The organism is Acinetobacter haemolyticus (genome assembly GCF_003323815.1).
Classification (GTDB): Bacteria; Pseudomonadota; Gammaproteobacteria; order Pseudomonadales; family Moraxellaceae; genus Acinetobacter; species Acinetobacter haemolyticus.
Window position 1 is genome coordinate 1,285,129 of sequence record NZ_CP030880.1, and the last position, 18,968, is coordinate 1,304,096.

Below are 18,968 nucleotides of genomic sequence, written 5' to 3' on the forward strand. Positions count from 1 at the left end.
ATACCGATCTACCTAATATTAAGTTGAACTCACTGATTTATCAAGCATGAATTTTTAAACAGGTCGTAATCTTTTCTAGATATGAAATGGGCGTTGGATAGGGTTTGATAAGTCTTTGAATAATTTCAAAGACTTATTGTTTTGTGAAAGCTTGTAATGGACTTAATCTTGAAATGCACTCTGATTCTCTACATCGATATATTCGATATAGCCACGTCCTTGAACGGGTTGACTCAAATATTCACCTGTGAAAGTGTAGGCACTAGCATAGCCAATGCCATGCCCATAACGAAATGGACTATCAATTTCAGCATAGATTTCTAAGATTTTTTGATCTGCTGTGTCTTTTACCATCCATGAGAATAACTGGGGTAAACGCATTTTCTTACCACTAGGTGAAACATAGTCATCAACTTGATGAGAGATGACCCTAAATTCAACATGGGTATAGATTTCTGCTGGTCGATCAGTGTGTCTAACATGTAGAGAATAAGCAGCAGGCTTTCCTAAAATATCCGCTTTGGTTAACAACAATTGTGTTGTCTCATTTAGGTTGATAATTTGATAGGTAAAGAAATCAAGCGGTAGCTTATACGCCTCAGGCAATAGTTTTTTAATAACACCATGTGCACCAGCTGCACGTGCATATTCATAGGTACATAAACCTTCTGCTACAGTCGTTTCACCTCGATATTCAAGTTGACCCTTGAATTTAGCCAACAGGCTAAAATGATCATAAATAGGAGTCTTGATAAACCATGAGACTTGATCAGTGACATCTAAATCAAATTCAAAATGTAGACCATGATAATCACCTTGAAGATGAATATGAGGTAAAGTCCCTGTAATCGAAACTTCTTCACCCAATTCAATCTGAGTGCCATTTTCTAGAATCTTGGTTTCATCTGAAATGATATAGGCTTTTAAGAGATGCTTATCTAATGCCGCTGTACTTGAAAAAAACGTTGCCGTGTTTCTTGGGTCACCTAAAGTGATGTCATCATGGTCAAAAGCCAGTGCACCGGGTGTTCCCAACAAAATCATAATATTCAAATAACGGTGTGGTTCAGGCAGGAGTGGAAAGAAGATGCCATAATGTGTCCACGTATAAAACTTCTCATTGGTTCTTGGAATAATAATTTCAGGTTCAGAAAATGGAAGCGTTGAGTATTTTTTAGCTTGATCCAAGGTGCCTTGCGCGAGCAACAAGCTTTTGCCCAAGGTTTTACTGGTCAGGGAAGTGGGTGGCAGTTGTTTTTTCATCTTTATTCCTATACTCATCTTATGCTGAGACTTAGGTTAAGAAAAACAACTGCCATTGCTAAGCGGAAATAAGGACAGCGCTACAGCTTTTCAGGACATTTATTGATTGGTTTTGTTGGACAATTTTTCTAAGTTTTGCGAGCCGATCCAATGCTTTGAGAACTGATAGGCTGCACGCCCAGAGCGTTGACCACGTGCCTGACACCATTTCAAACTTTCGCCACGAACCAGATCGTTATATTCCAAACCTGCTTTAGTAATGTAATGCTCAACAATTTCTAAGTACAGTTGCTGATCCATTGGATAGAATGACAGCCACATGCCGAAACGGTCAGAAAGCGAGATTTTTTCTTCAATGGCTTCTTGTGGATGCAACTCTGTATATTGGGGTACATCAACTTTACGCACCGGGGTATTTTCATGCATAAATTCGGGCAATAAGTGACGACGGTTACTGGTGGCATAAATAATAAAATTGCTTGACCCTGACTGTAGTGAGCCATCTAAAACACTTTTTAAGCTACGATAATTTTCATCTTCTGCATTAAATGCTAAATCATCACAATAGACGATAAACTTCTCAGGACGATGTTCAATCAGTTTTTGAATCTTAGGCAGATCAGATAAATCATCACGTTCGATTTCAATTAAGCGCAAACCTTGTGCTGAGTATTCTGTCAGTAAGGCACGAACAATTGAGGACTTACCTGTACCACGCGAACCAGTCAGCAAAATATCATTTGCAGGAAAACCATTTAAAAACTGTAGCGTATTTTGAATGATTTTATCTTTTTGGCGCTCAATTCCTTTGAGATCTTCTAAATACATTTTTTTAGGTTGTTGTACGGCAACCAATTGTTGATTTTCCCATCGAAAGGCAATTGCAGAAAAATCGGTGGGTTGTTTTGGTGCAGGGAGAACTTGTTGAAGCTGTGTTAAAACACTCGATAATGATTGGAGAATAGAATCAGGTAAATTGAGGATCGCCATAATGAATACAAACCAAACTCAGTAATCAATGATTAAGGATACTAGCATTGCTTTCGCGGAAAAAAAGAAAATATCATCATAAATATTGCAATACGTCGATTTAACCCTTGATTGTTGCGACAGCTTTTTGCATTGTATAGGTGCACGATTCGAAAAATACGATTAAAAATTGGGATCATCCATGTCAAATCTGCTTTTAGGAAAAAGAAATACATACCAAACTTATCGAGTAGGTGTGTTGCAAGAGCGTTTAAGACATACAAGTAGTTATGAAGAGTGGAAAGAGCTTGCTTTAAAATTAGATCAGGAAATGGGGACCGAGGCATGGAAATATGACAATGAGTCACCTTATTTCGATGCTGAAATTCTGTCTAGGCGACACAACCTGTTAAAGAAATATCGAACACAGCATCGCACATTAGATTTAATGTACGTGTTGCGAGAAGGTTTATCTTATGATTTTGCCAATATCGGGCATCCGATGTTGTTTGCTGAAACCTATATTGGCACGAAAAAAATTATCGAAAACTATGTAGAAGAAGTAAGTGAATGCTTCCGCTATTTATCATCAAGTGAATGTATAACGTTCCAGCTTAAAGAAAAAATCCAGTTTTTTGAAGAATGCCAAAAAGCCTATGGCCAACCTGCATTGATGCTGTCTGGTGGTGCGACATTGGGGCTATTCCATACGGGTGTTTGTAAAGCACTATTAGAGCGTGATTTGCTCCCCAAGGTTATTTCTGGATCGAGTGCAGGGGCAATCATGACGGGAATGCTCGGCGTCTCTTTACCAGACCAGATTCCAGAGTTACTCACTGGGGAACATTTTTTTCATAAAGCATTTCGTTTTAGAAAAATTATAGAGTTGATCAAGGGTAATGGTGGCATTGCTGATGTGATGTACTTAAAAAAATTCTTGGTACAAAACTTAGGCGATGTGACGTTTGCCGAGGCTTATAAGCGTTCAGGATTACATATCAATATTGCTGTCGCCCCGTATAATACCGCACAAAATCCGCGCATTTTAAATGCTTTAACAGCACCACATGTTTTAGTCTGGAGCGCTGTGCTTGCTTCATGTGCGGTTCCTGTCCTATTTCCACCAGTGCATTTGACCAGTAAACGCTATGATGGACAACATACGCCGTATATGTCGAATACCAAGTGGGTAGATGGCAGTATGCGCAGCGACTTCCCTCAAGAAAAAATGGCAAGGCTGTATAATATTAATTACACCATTGCGAGTCAGGTAAATCCACATATTGTTCCATTTATGCAAAGTGATTCTGCGCGATTCCGTCGTGATGTGTTGAGTTGGCCTGAACGAATTATCAGGCATCAGGGTAAAGCGGTGGCGATGGATGTCATGGATTTAACACGTAACTCTTTGGGAAGCTTTTTCCCTATACGTCGCGCGCTTGATCATGGTTATGGTATTTTAGGGCAGCGCTATTATGGTGATGTCAATATTATTGCCAAATATGGTTTAAGACATTATAGCTATATGCTACAAAATCCACGTCCAAAACTCTTTCAGGTTTTACAACAAGAAGGTGAGCGTGCGACATGGCCTAAAATTGCCTCAATAGAAACCCATGCACGCATTGGTAAAACCATTGAACATTGCTTAGCATCATTGCGAAAGCAGGAAGAAAAGCAGCAAAATGAGTTCTACTACGTGGATCTTTGATTCAAATATCCAACCTGATGAATTAAAGCTTCGTACTAAAAGTCAAAGCTATGCGTATGGTCGACGACTATATACTTTTCAAATGGGTCAGGAGATGTATTGGCTTAAATTCCATTTAACCAATACCAACCCGATTTTACAGGCTGCTTTTCAACATGAGTTAAGTTTCTATCAGTCGTGTTCATCCGATAACGCTTCGTTTCTTATTGATCATCGGATTATTTCTTTGGCACAGCAAAGCTCAGTTCTTCGTGATTTAGGCGAGGGGATTGGTTTAGTCGTATTGGATTCAGTTCCTTTTTTTACTGATTTGAATCCATACCAACCACTTGAAACAATTAAACAAATGATCCAGCAAGCTTTATATGCGCTTGGTGAATTACATCAAATGGGATGGATTCATGGTGATTTAAAGGTTGAACATTTCCGATTATATAAAAATACATGTCGATTGATTGATTTCGAGCAAAGTCTGCAATTGCATCATGAAACTCATAATTTGAACGCAACACCACACTATATGGCACCTGAGCTATTTCATGGCAAAAATAAATCAGTGCAGAGTGATTTATATGCTTTGGGAATTATTCTATATGAATGGTTGACTCAGACCAAACTGAGAGCAAATAGCTATCACGATTGGGCCGTATTACACTGTCAGCAGCTGCAACTTCAAGTTTCCAAGCAATTGGAGCCATTTTTGCCATTATTAAAAGGTTTGACTCAAAAACATTCTGAGCAACGTTTATGTTCTGTTCTAGATGCACAAGTCTTGTTAAATGATATTAATCTGCTGCAAAAATAAACATAAATAATTGATTTGAATATTATATGTTCATTTAAATGGGTTTTTTCTCAGAAAGACTTGTCATAAAGCTGCTTTCTCACTAATATGCATAGCCATCGGGGGCGTGGCGAAATTGGTAGACGCACTGGATTTAGGTTCCAGCGCCGCAAGGTGTAAGAGTTCGAGTCTCTTCGCCCCCACCAAATTTAAAAAGCAAGAGTATCTTGCTTTTTTTATGGTTAAATCAGAGATGAGTTAATCATGAAGTTATAGAGGATTGGTGTAATGGTAGCATGACGGTCTCCAAAACCGTTCGTCAAGGTTCGAGTCCTTGATCCTCTGCCAAATATGAAAGGAACTTTTTTAAAGTTCCTTTTTTTATTTCTGTATTTTTTCATTTGTATATGAAAAAAGCATTAGCCTTGAGATGCATAGTTTTTTATAAAAAAGGACTTGTCAGCAGAAAGGTTTATCACTAATATACACATCCATCGGGGGCGTGGCGAAATTGGTAGACGCACTGGATTTAGGTTCCAGCGCCGCAAGGTGTAAGAGTTCGAGTCTCTTCGCCCCCACCAAATTATTAAAAAGTAAGAACTTACTTTTTAAAGATTAAGTCAGAAATGAGTTAATCACAGCGTTATAGAGGATTGGTGTAATGGTAGCATGACGGTCTCCAAAACCGTTCGTCAAGGTTCGAGTCCTTGATCCTCTGCCACTTTGCAAGTATGCAATGTAAATAAAGAAAGGCTTAAATCAAAAAGGTTTAAGCCTTTTTTGTTGTGTATTTAATCGTGCTGTTATTGTTTCAAGAGGCTAAATGGTTTTAGCCTCTAAATTGTTATAATGTATTGAGTTAAATTGACATATCAAGATCATCATATTCGTATAAGGTTTTCCCTCGTTGAATGTGTTCTTGATAATGTTGAGCGCGTAGTTGATCTAGTTCTGAACCAGATACGCCATCTTTCCAATAACCTGCAATACGTACGTCATTTTTATCAAACTGTTTATCTTCAACGAAAAAATGACGTAATGCTCTTGCCTCATTGCGTTCGCATGCCGCCCAGATCGTTACATTTTCATAGTTTTCTAGTTGAAATGCTGCTTTTAACAGGAGGCCTTTTTCTAGAGCGTGATGATCTTTATGCAATAAGTGGATCTGAATCTGATCGAGATTGGGGAAGTCACAAGCAATATTTTTTTCAGCACTTTCTATATAGATATCCGCACTGATGCCATGTGGCCAGTGTTTAAGTATCGAATAAACAGCGGGAACAGCCGTATCATCTGCAAAAATAACAACATGCTTTTGAGATGAGAAATTTGGAATAAAATGAGGTCTTGGTCCAATTAGTCCAATTTTTGTGCCGACTTGTGCTGAATTAAGCCACTGCATCGCAGGGCTTAAATCTTCATGTTTGACAAAATCAATTTCAATTTGAGCATTTATTGGATCAAAAGAACGGATCGTATACACACGAGAGATGGGTTGACCGTCTGCGTGCTGAGCAACCAGTAAACGAATTGCCAAATTTGGAGACTTCCAAAGTTCTGGTTGGGTTGTATGTATCGTGCCCTGAATTCGGATAATGGATGGAAAAGGGGCTTGGATTGAAACAACGGTCATCTCCAGTTGTTCCATATCTTGCAAATGGTCTTTCTCTTTCAGTAAATTACTGGATTTTTGTTTCGATTTCTCTGCTATTTTTGTCATTGATATAGCCTAAGTTAAACGATCATGATAGGTGTTGTGAGGTGAAGTAATCACAGTCTTTATTTACTAAGATAGCGAAGTGCTGCATCATTGTAAATGATAATTGTTATCAATTGTGTTTGTGGAGTTGAAATATCCTCTGTAAAAAGTCTTCAAATGAGTTTTCTTTTTAATTTATATCTTTGATATTCATAATTTATTTTAATAAATAATATTCAGAGTCGCGTTGAGGTTGATTCATTAATTAACAATTGAAAATGATTATCATTTGTATTATTTTGCTAAGCTATCAAACCTCGAACAAAAAAATATAAGAGAGAAGATTTTTAATGGTTACTTTGACAATCCATTTTGAGCTATCTGGATCAAAATCAATGATGCCTTAAATGATCATTTTCCAGTATTTTTATCACTTTATTTTTGAATGTTCGATTTGAAAGTATGAAATAGAAAATATGTTGAGGATTGAACTGTATGCAAAAAGATTTAAATCAAGATTTACTAAAATTTAATAGTAAAAATATAGATTTAGAGAATTACCTGAAAAAAATTTATGAAAATATATCAGGTAGAAACTCGAATAAAACAGCATTGATATTCAATGGTCAGCAGATCAGCTATGCTGAAGTAGGGCAGAATGTCATTAAGATTGCTTCTGCATTAAAAAAGCAGGATTTAAGAATAGGATCAGTGGTCGCAATCTGTTTGAGAAAAAACCCTGAACATATTTATACCGCTTTAGCTTGTGCGTTAACGGGGATGATTTGGTTACCGATTGATATGGATTCACCATCATCAAGGCTTCGTTATTTACTCTTAAATAGTCGTGCTGAGATTGCGGTCAGTGACTCGTTGGTAGAAGGTATACCGAATTTAAATATCAATCAGGCTTTACTCAATACCATCGTCTGTGATCCAGAATGGCGTTATGAGATCAATCGTTCACCAGCGTATTATTTATATACATCTGGCAGTACTGGTATGCCGAAATGTGTTGTATTAAACAATCTGGCAACTGCAAATGTACTCTCGCATACCATCGCAGAATGGAAGATCAGTTCTGACGATGTCGTTATAGCGATAACACCTTTTCACCATGACATGTCTGTGTTTGATGTATTTGCTACCATGGCTGTTGGTGCAACGTTGATTGTTCCGTCATTTGAACAGAGTAAAAATGCTCTGGTTTGGGCCGAGCTAGTAGAACGATATAAAGTCTCAGTTTGGAGTAGTGTTCCAGCGATTGTGGATATGTTGGTCAGTGTGGCCCGCACTGAGCAACTACAGTCGCTCCGTTTAATCGCGCAAGGAGGTGACTATATAAAACCTTCGCTAATATCCAAGTTAAGACAACAATTGCCGAATGCGCGCTTATTTTCATTGGGTGGTCCTACAGAAACCACAATTTGGAGTATATGGCATGAAATTAGTGATACGGATCAGACGGTTATTCCTTATGGCAAAGCATTAAAGAACAATCAATATTTTATCCTAAATGAAAATATGCAGCCTTGCCAAATGGGTGAGGTGGGCACGATGTATATGGTGGGGATGAATTTATCAAATGGATATTTACGTGATGGAAAGCTTGATTATCAAGATTTTATGGAAATTCAAGTCAATGATAATGAGAGACAAATTGCATTTCGTATGAGTGATCAAGGCTATTTCAGAGCTGATCAAAATATTATTTTTGCTGGGCGTCAAGATGGCTATTTAAAGATAAAAGGCGTGAGAATTTCGGCTGTTGAAGTTGAAAATACTTTATTGAAGAATCCGAACATTCATCACTGTGTTGTGGTGGGGTGTACGCATCCAACCACTGAAACCCAGGAGTTGGTAGCGATTTACACATTAGCAGATCGTAATAATAGTACTGAGTTAAATGGTTTAGAATTAAAGCGTTTTTTAAAAGCTTATTTGCCTGACTCACATATCCCATCTAAATATTTAGCCGTTGATCATATCCCATTAACCCGAAACGGTAAGGTTGATCGAAAAATGTTGCAGACATCGGCTCAAGATCAAATTTACTCGCCTTCTGCAAAAGCGCAATCTACATTTGATGATGTTGGAAATTCTGTTTTGATGATTTTTCGTGAATATATCGATGAAAACAAAGATGAAAAAATGGATATTTTCTATAGAAGTGAGATATTGGATATTGGAATTAAGCCGAAACAACTGATGGTTATTGCACAGAAGCTTTCTCAAAAGCTTGATACACAAATTGATTTCTATACTTTGATCTCATGTAAAACGGTTCAAGATGTTGTGAATCGAGTACAGCAGCAAATAAATTCTTAGATCATTTTGCAGTAGCATGAATGCTCGTTTGAGTAGCCTTGAATTGAAAAGGATCGCAATGTGCTTAAAAGCTGGATGGATAATCCGTTCTTTTAAGCACACGATTGCGGTGATACGTTTTATACGAAATTTAGATTTCTGCTAAGGTTGCATTTATTTTTTCGCAAATACTTTCAACAAGTGGAGTGGGAAAACGGTGCGCTTGATAGGTGATAATCATACTAAGTTGATGTTGCCCATCAATGACATTTTCCATGATTTCAAAATGTAAGCCGAACATAGATTCCTCGCGTTCAGGCAAGATTTGACGGTAAGGAATACCCCGCCCATGCGGTGCTTTTAACGCACCATTTAATGCATTATTTGAATGAATATGGATAAACACATCGAATAATAATCCTTCGTTGGCATGCATGCCTAAAGCTTTTTGTATATGGTTAATCGGGATATCCGCATATGCCATTGAATCATTAATCATGGTACTAATATTTTGAAGTAATGATTGGAATGAGTCTATTGGATTAAATACAGTACGGTGAGCAACCATTGTTGTGAAGTAACCCACGGTATCAAAAAATTCAGGATCAGTTCGTCCAGATGCAGATGTACCAATCACGATTTCTTTGAGTTGTCCTTGTTTATGCAAAGCATCTGCGATAGCGGTATATAGAACTGTAAAAATAGAAGCGTTGTGCTGTCTGGCAAATTTAGCAAGCTTGTTATGCATTTCTGATTCAAACTTGAGTTCTAGCCATTTGACTTGAGGTATTTTTTCCGAAATATCAAACGCTTGATTTGGGGTGGCGAGTTGTAATCCTTTGGTTGCACCCTTTAGCATATCTGTCCAGTAATCAATGTGGTTCTGATTGATCCCTTGTTTCTGTTGAAGCAACGAAAAATCATGGATTGTGTGAGCTGGTGCTTCCCACATAGGTGTTTTTTCATTTGAACGAGCAAGATAAGCATGTCTGAGGTCTGACATAATCGTGTTTAAAGACCACTCATCAATGACCATGTGATGGACTAAAAATGATAATGTTTGTCGACCTTGTGCATTCCGAAGTAAGCGTATTCTGATCGGTAGCTCATGGCGAAGATCAAATTTATATGAGGCTTCATTTGCAAGCGTGATGTTTTTGCTTTCATTACTCCCCCAAAACCATTTTTTTTGATCCAACGCTGAAATTGGGACAGTCTGTTGATAGGTCTGTCCATCATGAGTATGGAATGTTGTACGCAAGCCTGCATGTCTCTCCACGATATCTTTAATTGCCTGAAATAAGATACCTTCATCTATTTCTTCCAAAAATTCTACTGCGAATGGTAGGTTATAAATTGGACTGAAATCGAAACTTGAATATGCTTGCCAAAGAAAATCTTGAGCCAGAGTAAGCGGGGCTTTTGCTTGATTTTTTAATGTATTGGTTTTAATCCTATCGGTTTTGATGGCGGCGTAGGTTGCCAAACCTACAGCAGATGGGGATTTAAAGAAATCATTAAATCGAATTTCAATCCCATGTTTGTTGAGTAAATTCCCAATAATTCGTGTTGCTAATAATGAGTGACCACCAAAGTCAAAAAAGTCATCATCTAGGGTCAGCTCAGGCTCGGCGAGTGTATTTCTAAACTCCTCCAAAATGACCTGAGAAACGTAGCTTTGATCAGTTTCTACCTGAGTTTCTGTCGTGTTTTCAACAAGATGATTTGGTATTTCAATTTCAGTTAGGGTGAGTGAAGCGTTGTTTCTTGAGTATTGTTGGTATTTATCTTTTATTGCCTCGATGAAATTGGCTGATTGATAGCATTGGTCGAGAATGGGGTGAAGGATTAAAAGCAGAAAAAAACCTTGTTCAGTATCAAAAATATAAGTTGAAAAAGGTGGATTGATTTCAGCATTCCAAACTTGTGCTTTCAATAGTGTTACTTGGTCAAATATTTCTTCAAGCTTACTATTTTTAAGTTCCAAGCAAGCTGACCAATCATCAAACTGATATTTATATAAATCACCGTCATCGCTAAATTTATAACGAACATTCAAATCAGGTGTAGTTTCAACAATTTCTCGAATTGTTTTGCTGAGAAGTGGAAGATTAGATTCTTGATTTAGCTTCCATAGATTAAAGTGACGAGCTACTTGCTCTGGTTGTTGTAATTGCAACATCCAGATGCGCTCTTCGTAGTCACTAACAGGCATGAGAGATGAAGTTTCGGAAAGTTGTGCCAACATAAGTGAATCCCGTTTTATAAATTAAACTATTTTGATCATTTTTCATTTCGCAAATTTTAGGCATCAGATTAAAGTTTATATAATTCATGATGTTATTTATTTGCATACGTGTAAAATCCCCAGATTTTGAATGAATTGATCACCACCTCAATGCTTTACATGTGGTAACAGGGGTTACATTTTACTTAAAACATACTATAATTGATTCTCATTTACATCAAGATTATCATTTTTAATAATAGCTGTAACAATAATCTATATCTTGCTAGTTATTTTATAAAATATTGATTAGTAAAGAAATTATTTTAAATTGGGACAGTTAATACCGCTTGAAAATGATTTTTAAGACCCATGAATATTGATCTTGATTCATTGTTCTTGGGAGAGCTTGCTATTTACTTACGACAAAATTAAGGAATTTTCATGAGAATATTCAATCATGAAAGGTCAATAAACACATTAAATATTGAACATATTTTCAATCATCATTTTTGTATGCAGCTCGATTTGCGATTCTTTTCAGTTTTATCGCGTATTAGTGGGGCATGCCCCTAATGCAACTGGGCTTATTCTGTCTTTTTATTGTTTTATGTATCGGTTCATTGTTGCTCGGTGCTGAGCAAATTGAATGGTCTGCATTGCTTTCATTTTCTGGAGATAGCTGGCTGACGCTCACAGCTAGCCGTATACCTCGTTTGATTGCGATTGTGCTAACAGGTATTGGATTGTCAGTGTGTGGTGTCATTTTACAGCACATTGTCCGCAATAAATTTGTAGAGCCGGGGACGTCAGGTGGTTTAGATGCGGCCAAATTGGGTATTTTGGTGTCATTAACTTTAGTTCCAGTGACGAGTACGTTCAGTAAGATGCTGTTTGCGATGATTTTTAGTTTTATCGCCAGCTTAATCTATATTGCGATTATTCGCCGTATCCGTTTTAGAAATACGGTATTGGTGCCTGTGATCGGTCTAATGTATGGCAGTGTGCTGAGTGCATTAGCTGAGTTCTATGCTTATAGCACCAATATTTTACAAAGTATGCAAGGGTGGCTTATGGGGGATTTCTCAAGAATCGTCCAAGGTCATTATGAAATCATTTACATCATTTTTCCTATTGTTTTATTGACTTATTTGTTTGCTCATCGCTTTACCGTGATTGGAATGGGTGAGGAGATGGCTTCGAGTTTAGGATTGAGTTATGCCGTTATGGCTGCTACAGGATTAATACTCGTTGCGATTACTGTGTCAACAACGGTCATTACTGTCGGAGCAATTCCTTTTGTTGGGCTTGTTGTTCCAAATTTAGTTGCACTGAAATACGGTGAAAATTTAGCTAAAACCTTACCAATCGTCGCATTAGGTGGTGCTTCATTATTATTGCTTTGTGACATTATTGGTCGCTCAATTATTTATCCCTTTGAAGTTCCTATTGGGCTAACGGCTGGAGGTGTAGGAGGCGTTATCTTCCTGATCCTTATTTTGAGAGGGCTTCGATAATGCGTATGGCGAAGCTATGGATCGTTTTTCTGATAGTGCTGTGTCTAGCTCTAGTGTTTGTATTCCTAAATTCGGGATTGGATTTTGATTATGTCATTCCTAAACGGCTTGTTCGTCTTGCAACAATTGTTCTAGGCGGTATTTGTGTTGCAGTTTCCTCGATCGTTTTCCAGACAATAGTTGGTAATCGTATTTTAACCCCTTCAATTATGGGCTATGAAGCGATTTATTTATTGTGGCAGGTTTTACTGCTGTTTGTTCTCGGGACGCACGGATTAACCCTATTGGGGTTAAATGGCAACTTTTTTATTTCTCTTATTTTAATGCTGCTCTATTCGTGGGTGATTCATAAGTGGTTATTGCCATTCGGTCGAAACGATGTCTTTTTGCTATTGCTACTGGGTTTAGTTCTTACGATGGTCGTTGGAACGATTACTCAATTTATTCAGCTTAAAATCAGTCCAGGGGAGTTTTCAGTTTTCCAAGGGTTTAGCTATGCCACGTTTAATCGCTCCCAACCAGAAACACTCTTTTATTCTTGTTTAGCTGTATCAGTGGTTTTATGGCTGGGCAGAAAAACATTGCCTGTGCTGGATGTTCTAGTTTTAGGTCGTGAGCAGGCGAAATCACTTGGAGTTGACCATCATCGTTATGTCAGCTTTTATTTGGCAATGATCGCGATTCTGGTCGCAGTATCTACAAGTTTGATTGGTCCTACAGCATTTATGGGCGTATTTGTTGCAAATATCGCCTATGCATTGGCGGGCAATTATAAGCATAAATTAACCTTACCCCTCGGATGTGCAGTCACGATAGCCATCTTTATTGCGGCTCAAATTCTAGTTGAGCATGTTTTCAATTACAAAACGACTGTCAGTATTCTGGTCAATCTCGTATGTGGTATCTATTTCCTTACGCTGATGGTTCGTGCCAGAGGTGTTACATGATTCAGGTCAAGAATATTCATAAATCATATGGTGCAAAGCCTGTACTTTCTAACGTAAATGTTGAGTTCCCTACACAGCAAGTGACGTCACTGATTGGTCCAAATGGTGCGGGAAAATCGACTTTGCTCATGATGATGGCACGTCTAGTTGAATCAGATAAAGGTGATATTTTTTTAAATAATCAAAATATTGCCAATATAAGTACAGCGGCATACGCCAAGAAGATTGCAACTTTACGCCAAGCCCCAGGATTTAATCTGCGTTTAACAGTAGAGGAATTGATTTCATTTGGTCGATTCCCATATAGCCGTGGCGCTTTAACTGAGCAAGATCATCAAATAATTGATGATGCGATTGCATTCCTTTCTTTAGAGCCATTACGCAAATCTTATATTGATGAAATTAGTGGCGGTCAACGGCAAATGGCTTTTTTAGCGATGACGATTGCCCAGCAGACAGACGTACTTTTATTAGATGAACCCCTAAATAATCTCGATATGAAACACGCCGTTCAAATTATGCGTGCATTGCGACGTTTATGCGATGAACAAGGCCGGACGGTGATTTTGGTGATTCACGACATCAATTTTGCCACCAATTACTCAGACCATATTGTCGCATTAAAGAACGGCAAACTTCATTTTAGTGGACCAACAGAACAAGTCATTACAGAGGCGCAATTAACGGATCTGTATGAGCTTGATTTTGAAATTACATACAGTGAGCGTGGCTGTATGTGTAATTACTTCAACTCATTTGGAGCTTGAATAAAGATGAACTGGAAAAGAAAGTATTGGGGTTTAGCCCTAATCATAACAGCGGCTATAACATTACAAGGATGCGATCAAAAAGCTGCTGATACTCCCGAAAATGTACAGAAGTTAGCAGCACCGATCACGGTGAAGCATATGCTTGGAAGTACAGTCGTTGACTATCTTCCACAACGTGTTGCTGTACTTGATATGAATGAAGCTGATTTTCTGGATCAATTAAACATCCCGATCCTAGGGATGCCAAAAGATTATGTTCCGCACTTTCTGGAAAAGTATAAAAGTGATAAGCAAATTCAAGATTTAGGTGCAATTGTACAGCCTAATATGGAGCGAATTTATGCACTTAAACCAGATTTGATTTTGATGACACCATTGCATGTTAATCACTATCAGGAGTTATCTAAGATCGCTCCAACTATTCATTACGACATTAATTTTAATGATAGTGAGAGTAATCATATCAATCTCGTTAAAGATCATTTGATGACTTTAGGTCAAATATTCAATAAAGAAGATTTGGCTCGTGAGAAAGCATTGGAACTTGATGCGGAAGTGAAGCAAGTACAGTCAGTGACTGCCAACCGTCCTGAGAAGGCACTGGTCGTTTTACATAATAATGGTGCTTTTAGCAACTTTGGTATTCAGTCTAGATATGGCTTTGTTTTTAATGCATTCGGGGTAAAGCCAGCGAGTAAGGCTAAAGATACAAGTTTGCATGGACAGCCGATTTCGAGCGAATTTATTAAACAAGCAGATCCAGACATTCTTTACATTGTCGATCGAACTGCCGTGATGGAACGTCGCTCAACAATTAATGCTGCAACTGTAGAGAATCCATTATTACGTCAAACCAAGGCTTGGAAAAATGGTCGCGTTATTTTTGTCGATGCGGATGCGTGGTACACCACCGCTGCAAGCCCAACCTCACTCAAAATAGTGATGGATGACGTGAAAAAAGGCTACCAATAAGCTGCATCAAGAATAGCTGAATAAGATTTTAAAAGCATAGGTTTTCACTATTTTACTTGGTATTTCAAGTAGATGGTACATAGAACAATGAATCACAACATTAAAGGCCTTCAAATGAATAATGTTATATATAACCGTAATTTAGAAACTGAACATCGTAAAATATTTAAAAAACATTCTTTTGCATTAAATGGTATTGCCTCTGCAAGGATGGCGTTACGATTTGGTTATGCATTGGGCACAGTCTTTATGATCTGCGCATCAAATGCGCATGCTGATGTGGCAAATGTCTCGACAAAGGGGATTGACCAACAACAAAATGCTCAGTCGAATGTCGCATCGTTACCGATCATTACTGTAAAAGCCGAACACGAAGATCGTTACGCAGGTGGGCAGGTTTCATCGAAAAGATCACTGGGTTTTTTAGGTGATAAAACCGCTATGGAAACCCCATTTAGTGCAATTGCATACACTGAAAAATATATTTCAGATCAGCAAGCGAAAGATATTACAGATGTAATCGCAAAAACAGATCCATCTATTTTCTCAACAGGCGCATATGGTGTAATTGCAGAAAGTTATGCGATCCGTGGATTTAGATCAAATTCTGTTGCTGCTGGTCGTGATACATCTATGGGGGGATTGTATGGTGTTGCTCCTTTATATCGCGCTTCACCAGAAATGTTCGAGCGTATTGATGTATTGAAAGGGCCTTCGGCGATGCTGAATGGTATGCCTCCAGGTTCAACTTTAGGGGGAACAGTCAATTTAGTTCCCAAACGTGCAGGGGACGATCCTCTAACTCGCTTTACAACGACTTATATGTCAGATTCACAATTTGGTGGACATCTGGATATTGGACGCCGTTTTGGTGAAAACAAAGAGTTTGGTGTGCGATTCAATAGTGTATATCGAGATGGTGAAGGCGCGATTAAAGATCAGGAAAAAACTACTCATCTATTTTCGCTTGGTTTAGATTGGAAAGGTGACAATGCACGACTTTCCGCAGATCTATATACCAGTCGTGACCATGCTGATGGTATCAATCGTGGTTTAACTATTTTATCAGGTGTCAATTTACCTAAAGCGCCAAACCCCGATACTTTATTGAATCCTACATGGACCGTTTATAATACAAAAGATAAAGGTGGGATGGTTCGTGGTGAGTATGACTTGAATGATAGTTGGATGGCTTATGCAACTGCAGGTATGAGTAAAACAGAATACGATACTTTAGGTTCTTCTAAAACAGAAATACAAAATGAAGCAGGTGATATAAAGTTTAATATTGCACATCTGGGTTTTGAATATGAGCGTAAATCAGCCGAAGTAGGATTACGTGGTCAATTTGATACAGGTACTGTAAATCACTCGCTGGCATTAAATGCAACACATTACCGAGAAACAGTTGATGAAGCTGGTATTAGACAAGGATTTCCTGAGGGAGATCGAAACACCAATATCTATAATCCGAATTGGGGGCCGAGACCGAATCGTGCCACTATAATGCCTATTTTTAGTAATAAAGAAAATTTAACAAGTGTTGGCTTAGCCGATACGATGTCGATTCTTCAAGATCAGGTTCAATTGACCTTAGGACTACGCTATCAAAATATTGTTACCGAAAGTCTAAATGGTCAAGGGGTTCGAAATATTAATGGTCGTTATGATAAAAGTGCTATTACACCTGCAGCTGCAATTTTGGTGAAAGCAAATGATCATGTTTCATTATATGCAAACTATATTGAAGGATTGAGTTCGGGAGGGACTGTACCTTCGGGGCAAAACTACGAAAACGAGGGTCAAATATTTTCTCCTTTTAAAACTAAACAGATGGAAACTGGGGTGAAATTTGACAGCGGTAAATTTACCAATACGTTGAGTGTATTTCAGATCAAATCCAGAAATTCTTATGTAATTAGAAGTACGGATAAAGAAATCAAATCTATTTATGGCGCTGATGGAGAACAACGTAATCGCGGAATTGAATGGGGCTTTTATGGTTCACCTGTTGATAGTATTCGTGTAATGGGAGGTGCAACTTATATTGATCCTAAAATTACAAAAACGGGAATTAAAAATGAGTTAGGCAATGTTGTAGCGGGTGTTCCCAAATTGCAAGCTAAGCTTGGTGTTGAGGGTGATGTATCTTACATCCCAGGTTTGACTTTAACAGCCAATGCTTCAGCTGCGTCTAAACAATATATTTACAGTGATAATACAACTTCAGTACCTGGACGGGAAATATTTGGAGTTGGTGCACGTTATAGTACTAAAATTGCTGAATTACCCATTACTATCCGCGGGAATATTGATAACCTCACCAATAAGTCTTATTGGGCAATGCCTCAATTTACAAGTTTAATGCTTGGTGCGCCACGTACTTATTTATTATCTGCCACAATTGATTTTTAATCGAATCTAACTAGAACGTAAAAAAACTGCCATATCTAATTTGGCAGTTTTTTTATTCATCGTTCCAATTTATCTCGGTAAACCATAGTGCTGGAAAGAAGACTGTTTAGGAATTCGATAAGCATTACGTCCTAACAACTGATTAATAATCACTGAATTTCGTGTTGCACCGATCCCTAGATCAGGTGAGCCAACACCTTGTTGAAAAATCTCAGCATTTTGAATGAAAATTCTCCCTTGTCCCTGATCACAGCGTGAAGCTGTGAAGTCTTCTTGAACAATACAATCTTGTTGTTCATCAACAGCTAAAACAGAACCTTTCATATTTTCAAACCATTCAGGCCAATCATGGACATAGCCTGTCGCTGCAACCAGTGCATCAGTTTCAAAGCTACACTGTTGATTCAGTTGAGTATGTAGACAGGTTATACGAAGAGAACCTGATTCAAGTTGTTCGATTGATTCAACTTCACAGCTTGAATATAAGCTTAGTCCAGATTTTTTCCCGCCAACGGAACGTTCATAGAGAACGTCATAGATCTCCCCGATAGTCGAGAAACTAATCCCCTTATAGATAAGTCCCTGACTGGCTGCTATGTCACGACGTTTTGCTCTAGGCAGGCTTTGGAAATATTGCATATATGCTGGTGTAAAACACTCTTGTCCAAGTTTGGAATACTCCATCGGATGAAAACCTGCTGAGCGTGTCACCCATCGAATAGATGCACCTGCATCGACCTGTTCTGGAGTCAGTGCATTAAATAGCGCAAGTACACATTCTGCCGCACTTTGGCCAGAACCTATGATTGTGACTTGCTTGCACTGTTTAAGTTGTTCCTGAATTTGTGCAAACTCCGCGGAATGTTTTACCAAAGGGTGTTTACATTTTTCTAGCCATTGAGGAATTCGAGGCTTAGTCCCAATACCAATCGCTAAATCTTGACTGATATATTTTTGTTTTTCGCCTGAGGCTGATTCACTTTCTATAATAAATTTATCGAGCTTTGAGTCATATTCAACATCAGTGACGTTTTCTCCAAATCGACAAGCTGGTAATTGTTTTGAAGCCCAACGACAATAATGATCATATTCACGTCGAGGAATTAAAAAACTGTCGTAATAATAAAACTGATGTAAACGATCATGTTGATGTAAGTAATTAATATAACCTAATGGATGGCAAGGGTTAGCCATGGTGACCAGATCAGCAAAAAAAGGAACCTGTAAGGTGGTACCTTGTAAAAGTAATCCTTCATGCCAACGGAACTCTGGCTTACGCTCCAAAAATATACTTTTTATCTCAGGGTGGTGTGAAAGTAGAGCCGCTAATCCTAAATTGAATGGTCCAATACCAATTCCAGCAATATCTATATTTTTCATGAGTATA

At 38.1% G+C, this 18,968-nt stretch carries 13 protein-coding genes and 4 tRNA genes; 12 read left to right on the forward strand and 5 right to left on the reverse strand.

Annotation, left to right across the window (positions count from 1 at the left end; genetic code table 11):
- Positions 1–162: 162 nt before the first annotated feature.
- Both DS737_RS05800 and DS737_RS05805 read right to left on the reverse strand, forming a co-directional pair.
- Entirely contained in the window at positions 163–1,263 is a 1,101-nt protein-coding gene (locus DS737_RS05800; RefSeq protein ID WP_113997018.1) for a DUF6670 family protein, read from the reverse strand.
- 99 nt (positions 1,264–1,362) lie between these two features.
- Entirely contained in the window at positions 1,363–2,253 is an 891-nt protein-coding gene (locus DS737_RS05805; protein ID WP_005084721.1) for an ATP-binding protein, read from the reverse strand.
- Positions 2,254–2,434: 181 nt separating this feature from the next.
- Between DS737_RS05805 and DS737_RS05810 the strand changes: the two genes are divergently transcribed.
- From DS737_RS05810 to DS737_RS05835, 6 genes are all read left to right on the forward strand, one after another.
- Positions 2,435–3,943, forward strand: coding sequence for a DUF3336 domain-containing protein (locus DS737_RS05810; RefSeq protein ID WP_005089765.1), 1,509 nt, complete (start codon positions 2,435–2,437; stop codon positions 3,941–3,943).
- Positions 3,918–4,748 (forward strand): protein kinase domain-containing protein, encoded by an 831-nt coding sequence (locus tag DS737_RS05815; RefSeq protein WP_113997019.1) that lies wholly within the window; start codon positions 3,918–3,920, stop codon positions 4,746–4,748. Before DS737_RS05810 ends, DS737_RS05815 begins: the two co-directional genes overlap by 26 nt.
- 100 nt (positions 4,749–4,848) lie before the next feature.
- Positions 4,849–4,933, forward strand: a tRNA-Leu gene (locus DS737_RS05820).
- A gap of 68 nt (positions 4,934–5,001) precedes the next feature.
- A tRNA-Trp gene (locus DS737_RS05825) sits at positions 5,002–5,075 on the forward strand.
- Between the two features lie 148 nt (positions 5,076–5,223).
- A tRNA-Leu gene (locus DS737_RS05830) sits at positions 5,224–5,308 on the forward strand.
- Between the two features lie 66 nt (positions 5,309–5,374).
- Positions 5,375–5,448, forward strand: a tRNA-Trp gene (locus DS737_RS05835).
- Positions 5,449–5,586: 138 nt separating this feature from the next.
- Here the strand turns inward: DS737_RS05835 and DS737_RS05840 are convergent.
- Positions 5,587–6,447 (reverse strand): siderophore-interacting protein, encoded by an 861-nt coding sequence (locus DS737_RS05840; RefSeq protein ID WP_113997020.1) that lies wholly within the window; start codon positions 6,445–6,447, stop codon positions 5,587–5,589.
- Between the two features lie 474 nt (positions 6,448–6,921).
- On the opposite strand from DS737_RS05840, the gene DS737_RS05845 reads away from it, so the two are divergent.
- Positions 6,922–8,754, forward strand: a complete 1,833-nt coding sequence (locus DS737_RS05845) for an AMP-binding protein (RefSeq protein ID WP_113997021.1) — start codon at positions 6,922–6,924, stop codon at positions 8,752–8,754.
- A gap of 130 nt (positions 8,755–8,884) precedes the next feature.
- Here DS737_RS05845 and DS737_RS05850 read toward each other — a convergent pair whose 3' ends face one another.
- Positions 8,885–10,981 carry a condensation domain-containing protein gene (locus tag DS737_RS05850; protein WP_228206849.1) on the reverse strand — a complete coding sequence of 699 codons (2,097 nt, stop codon included), beginning with the start codon at positions 10,979–10,981 and terminating at the stop codon, positions 8,885–8,887.
- A gap of 554 nt (positions 10,982–11,535) precedes the next feature.
- On the opposite strand from DS737_RS05850, the gene DS737_RS05855 reads away from it, so the two are divergent.
- From DS737_RS05855 to DS737_RS05875, 5 genes are all read left to right on the forward strand, one after another.
- Positions 11,536–12,477: an ABC transporter permease gene (locus tag DS737_RS05855; RefSeq protein ID WP_213068182.1), complete on the forward strand. Its 942-nt coding sequence runs from the start codon at positions 11,536–11,538 to the stop codon at positions 12,475–12,477.
- Entirely contained in the window at positions 12,477–13,424 is a 948-nt protein-coding gene (locus DS737_RS05860) for an iron chelate uptake ABC transporter family permease subunit (RefSeq protein ID WP_113997024.1), read from the forward strand. The genes DS737_RS05855 and DS737_RS05860 overlap by 1 nt, the downstream gene beginning before the upstream one ends.
- On the forward strand, positions 13,421–14,191 hold the full coding sequence (locus DS737_RS05865; protein WP_113997025.1) for an iron ABC transporter ATP-binding protein: 771 nt from the start codon (positions 13,421–13,423) through the stop codon (positions 14,189–14,191). Before DS737_RS05860 ends, DS737_RS05865 begins: the two co-directional genes overlap by 4 nt.
- Positions 14,192–14,197: 6 nt before the next feature.
- Complete coding sequence (locus DS737_RS05870; RefSeq protein ID WP_113997026.1) at positions 14,198–15,166, forward strand: siderophore ABC transporter substrate-binding protein; 969 nt, start codon at positions 14,198–14,200, stop codon at positions 15,164–15,166.
- 87 nt (positions 15,167–15,253) lie between these two features.
- On the forward strand, positions 15,254–17,581 hold the full coding sequence (locus DS737_RS05875) for a TonB-dependent receptor (protein WP_113997027.1): 2,328 nt from the start codon (positions 15,254–15,256) through the stop codon (positions 17,579–17,581).
- A gap of 69 nt (positions 17,582–17,650) precedes the next feature.
- Here the strand turns inward: DS737_RS05875 and basC are convergent, their stop codons facing one another.
- Positions 17,651–18,961: a putative histamine N-monooxygenase gene (basC, locus tag DS737_RS05880; protein ID WP_113997028.1), complete on the reverse strand. Its 1,311-nt coding sequence runs from the start codon at positions 18,959–18,961 to the stop codon at positions 17,651–17,653.
- Positions 18,962–18,968 lie beyond the last annotated feature (7 nt).

What these genes read in the sequence shown, in the direction of transcription:
- DS737_RS05800 (WP_113997018.1), bottom strand. Translation starts at nt 1,263, where the DNA reads ATGAAAAAACAACTGCCACCCACTTCCCTGACCAGTAAAACCTTGGGC.
- DS737_RS05805 (WP_005084721.1), bottom strand. Translation starts at nt 2,253, where the DNA reads ATGGCGATCCTCAATTTACCTGATTCTATTCTCCAATCATTATCGAGT.
- DS737_RS05810 (WP_005089765.1), top strand. Translation starts at nt 2,435, where the DNA reads ATGTCAAATCTGCTTTTAGGAAAAAGAAATACATACCAAACTTATCGA.
- DS737_RS05815 (WP_113997019.1), top strand. Translation starts at nt 3,918, where the DNA reads ATGAGTTCTACTACGTGGATCTTTGATTCAAATATCCAACCTGATGAA.
- DS737_RS05840 (WP_113997020.1), bottom strand. Translation starts at nt 6,447, where the DNA reads ATGACAAAAATAGCAGAGAAATCGAAACAAAAATCCAGTAATTTACTG.
- DS737_RS05845 (WP_113997021.1), top strand. Translation starts at nt 6,922, where the DNA reads ATGCAAAAAGATTTAAATCAAGATTTACTAAAATTTAATAGTAAAAAT.
- DS737_RS05850 (WP_228206849.1), bottom strand. Translation starts at nt 10,981, where the DNA reads ATGTTGGCACAACTTTCCGAAACTTCATCTCTCATGCCTGTTAGTGAC.
- DS737_RS05855 (WP_213068182.1), top strand. Translation starts at nt 11,536, where the DNA reads ATGCAACTGGGCTTATTCTGTCTTTTTATTGTTTTATGTATCGGTTCA.
- DS737_RS05860 (WP_113997024.1), top strand. Translation starts at nt 12,477, where the DNA reads ATGCGTATGGCGAAGCTATGGATCGTTTTTCTGATAGTGCTGTGTCTA.
- DS737_RS05865 (WP_113997025.1), top strand. Translation starts at nt 13,421, where the DNA reads ATGATTCAGGTCAAGAATATTCATAAATCATATGGTGCAAAGCCTGTA.
- DS737_RS05870 (WP_113997026.1), top strand. Translation starts at nt 14,198, where the DNA reads ATGAACTGGAAAAGAAAGTATTGGGGTTTAGCCCTAATCATAACAGCG.
- DS737_RS05875 (WP_113997027.1), top strand. Translation starts at nt 15,254, where the DNA reads ATGAATCACAACATTAAAGGCCTTCAAATGAATAATGTTATATATAAC.
- basC (WP_113997028.1), bottom strand. Translation starts at nt 18,961, where the DNA reads ATGAAAAATATAGATATTGCTGGAATTGGTATTGGACCATTCAATTTA.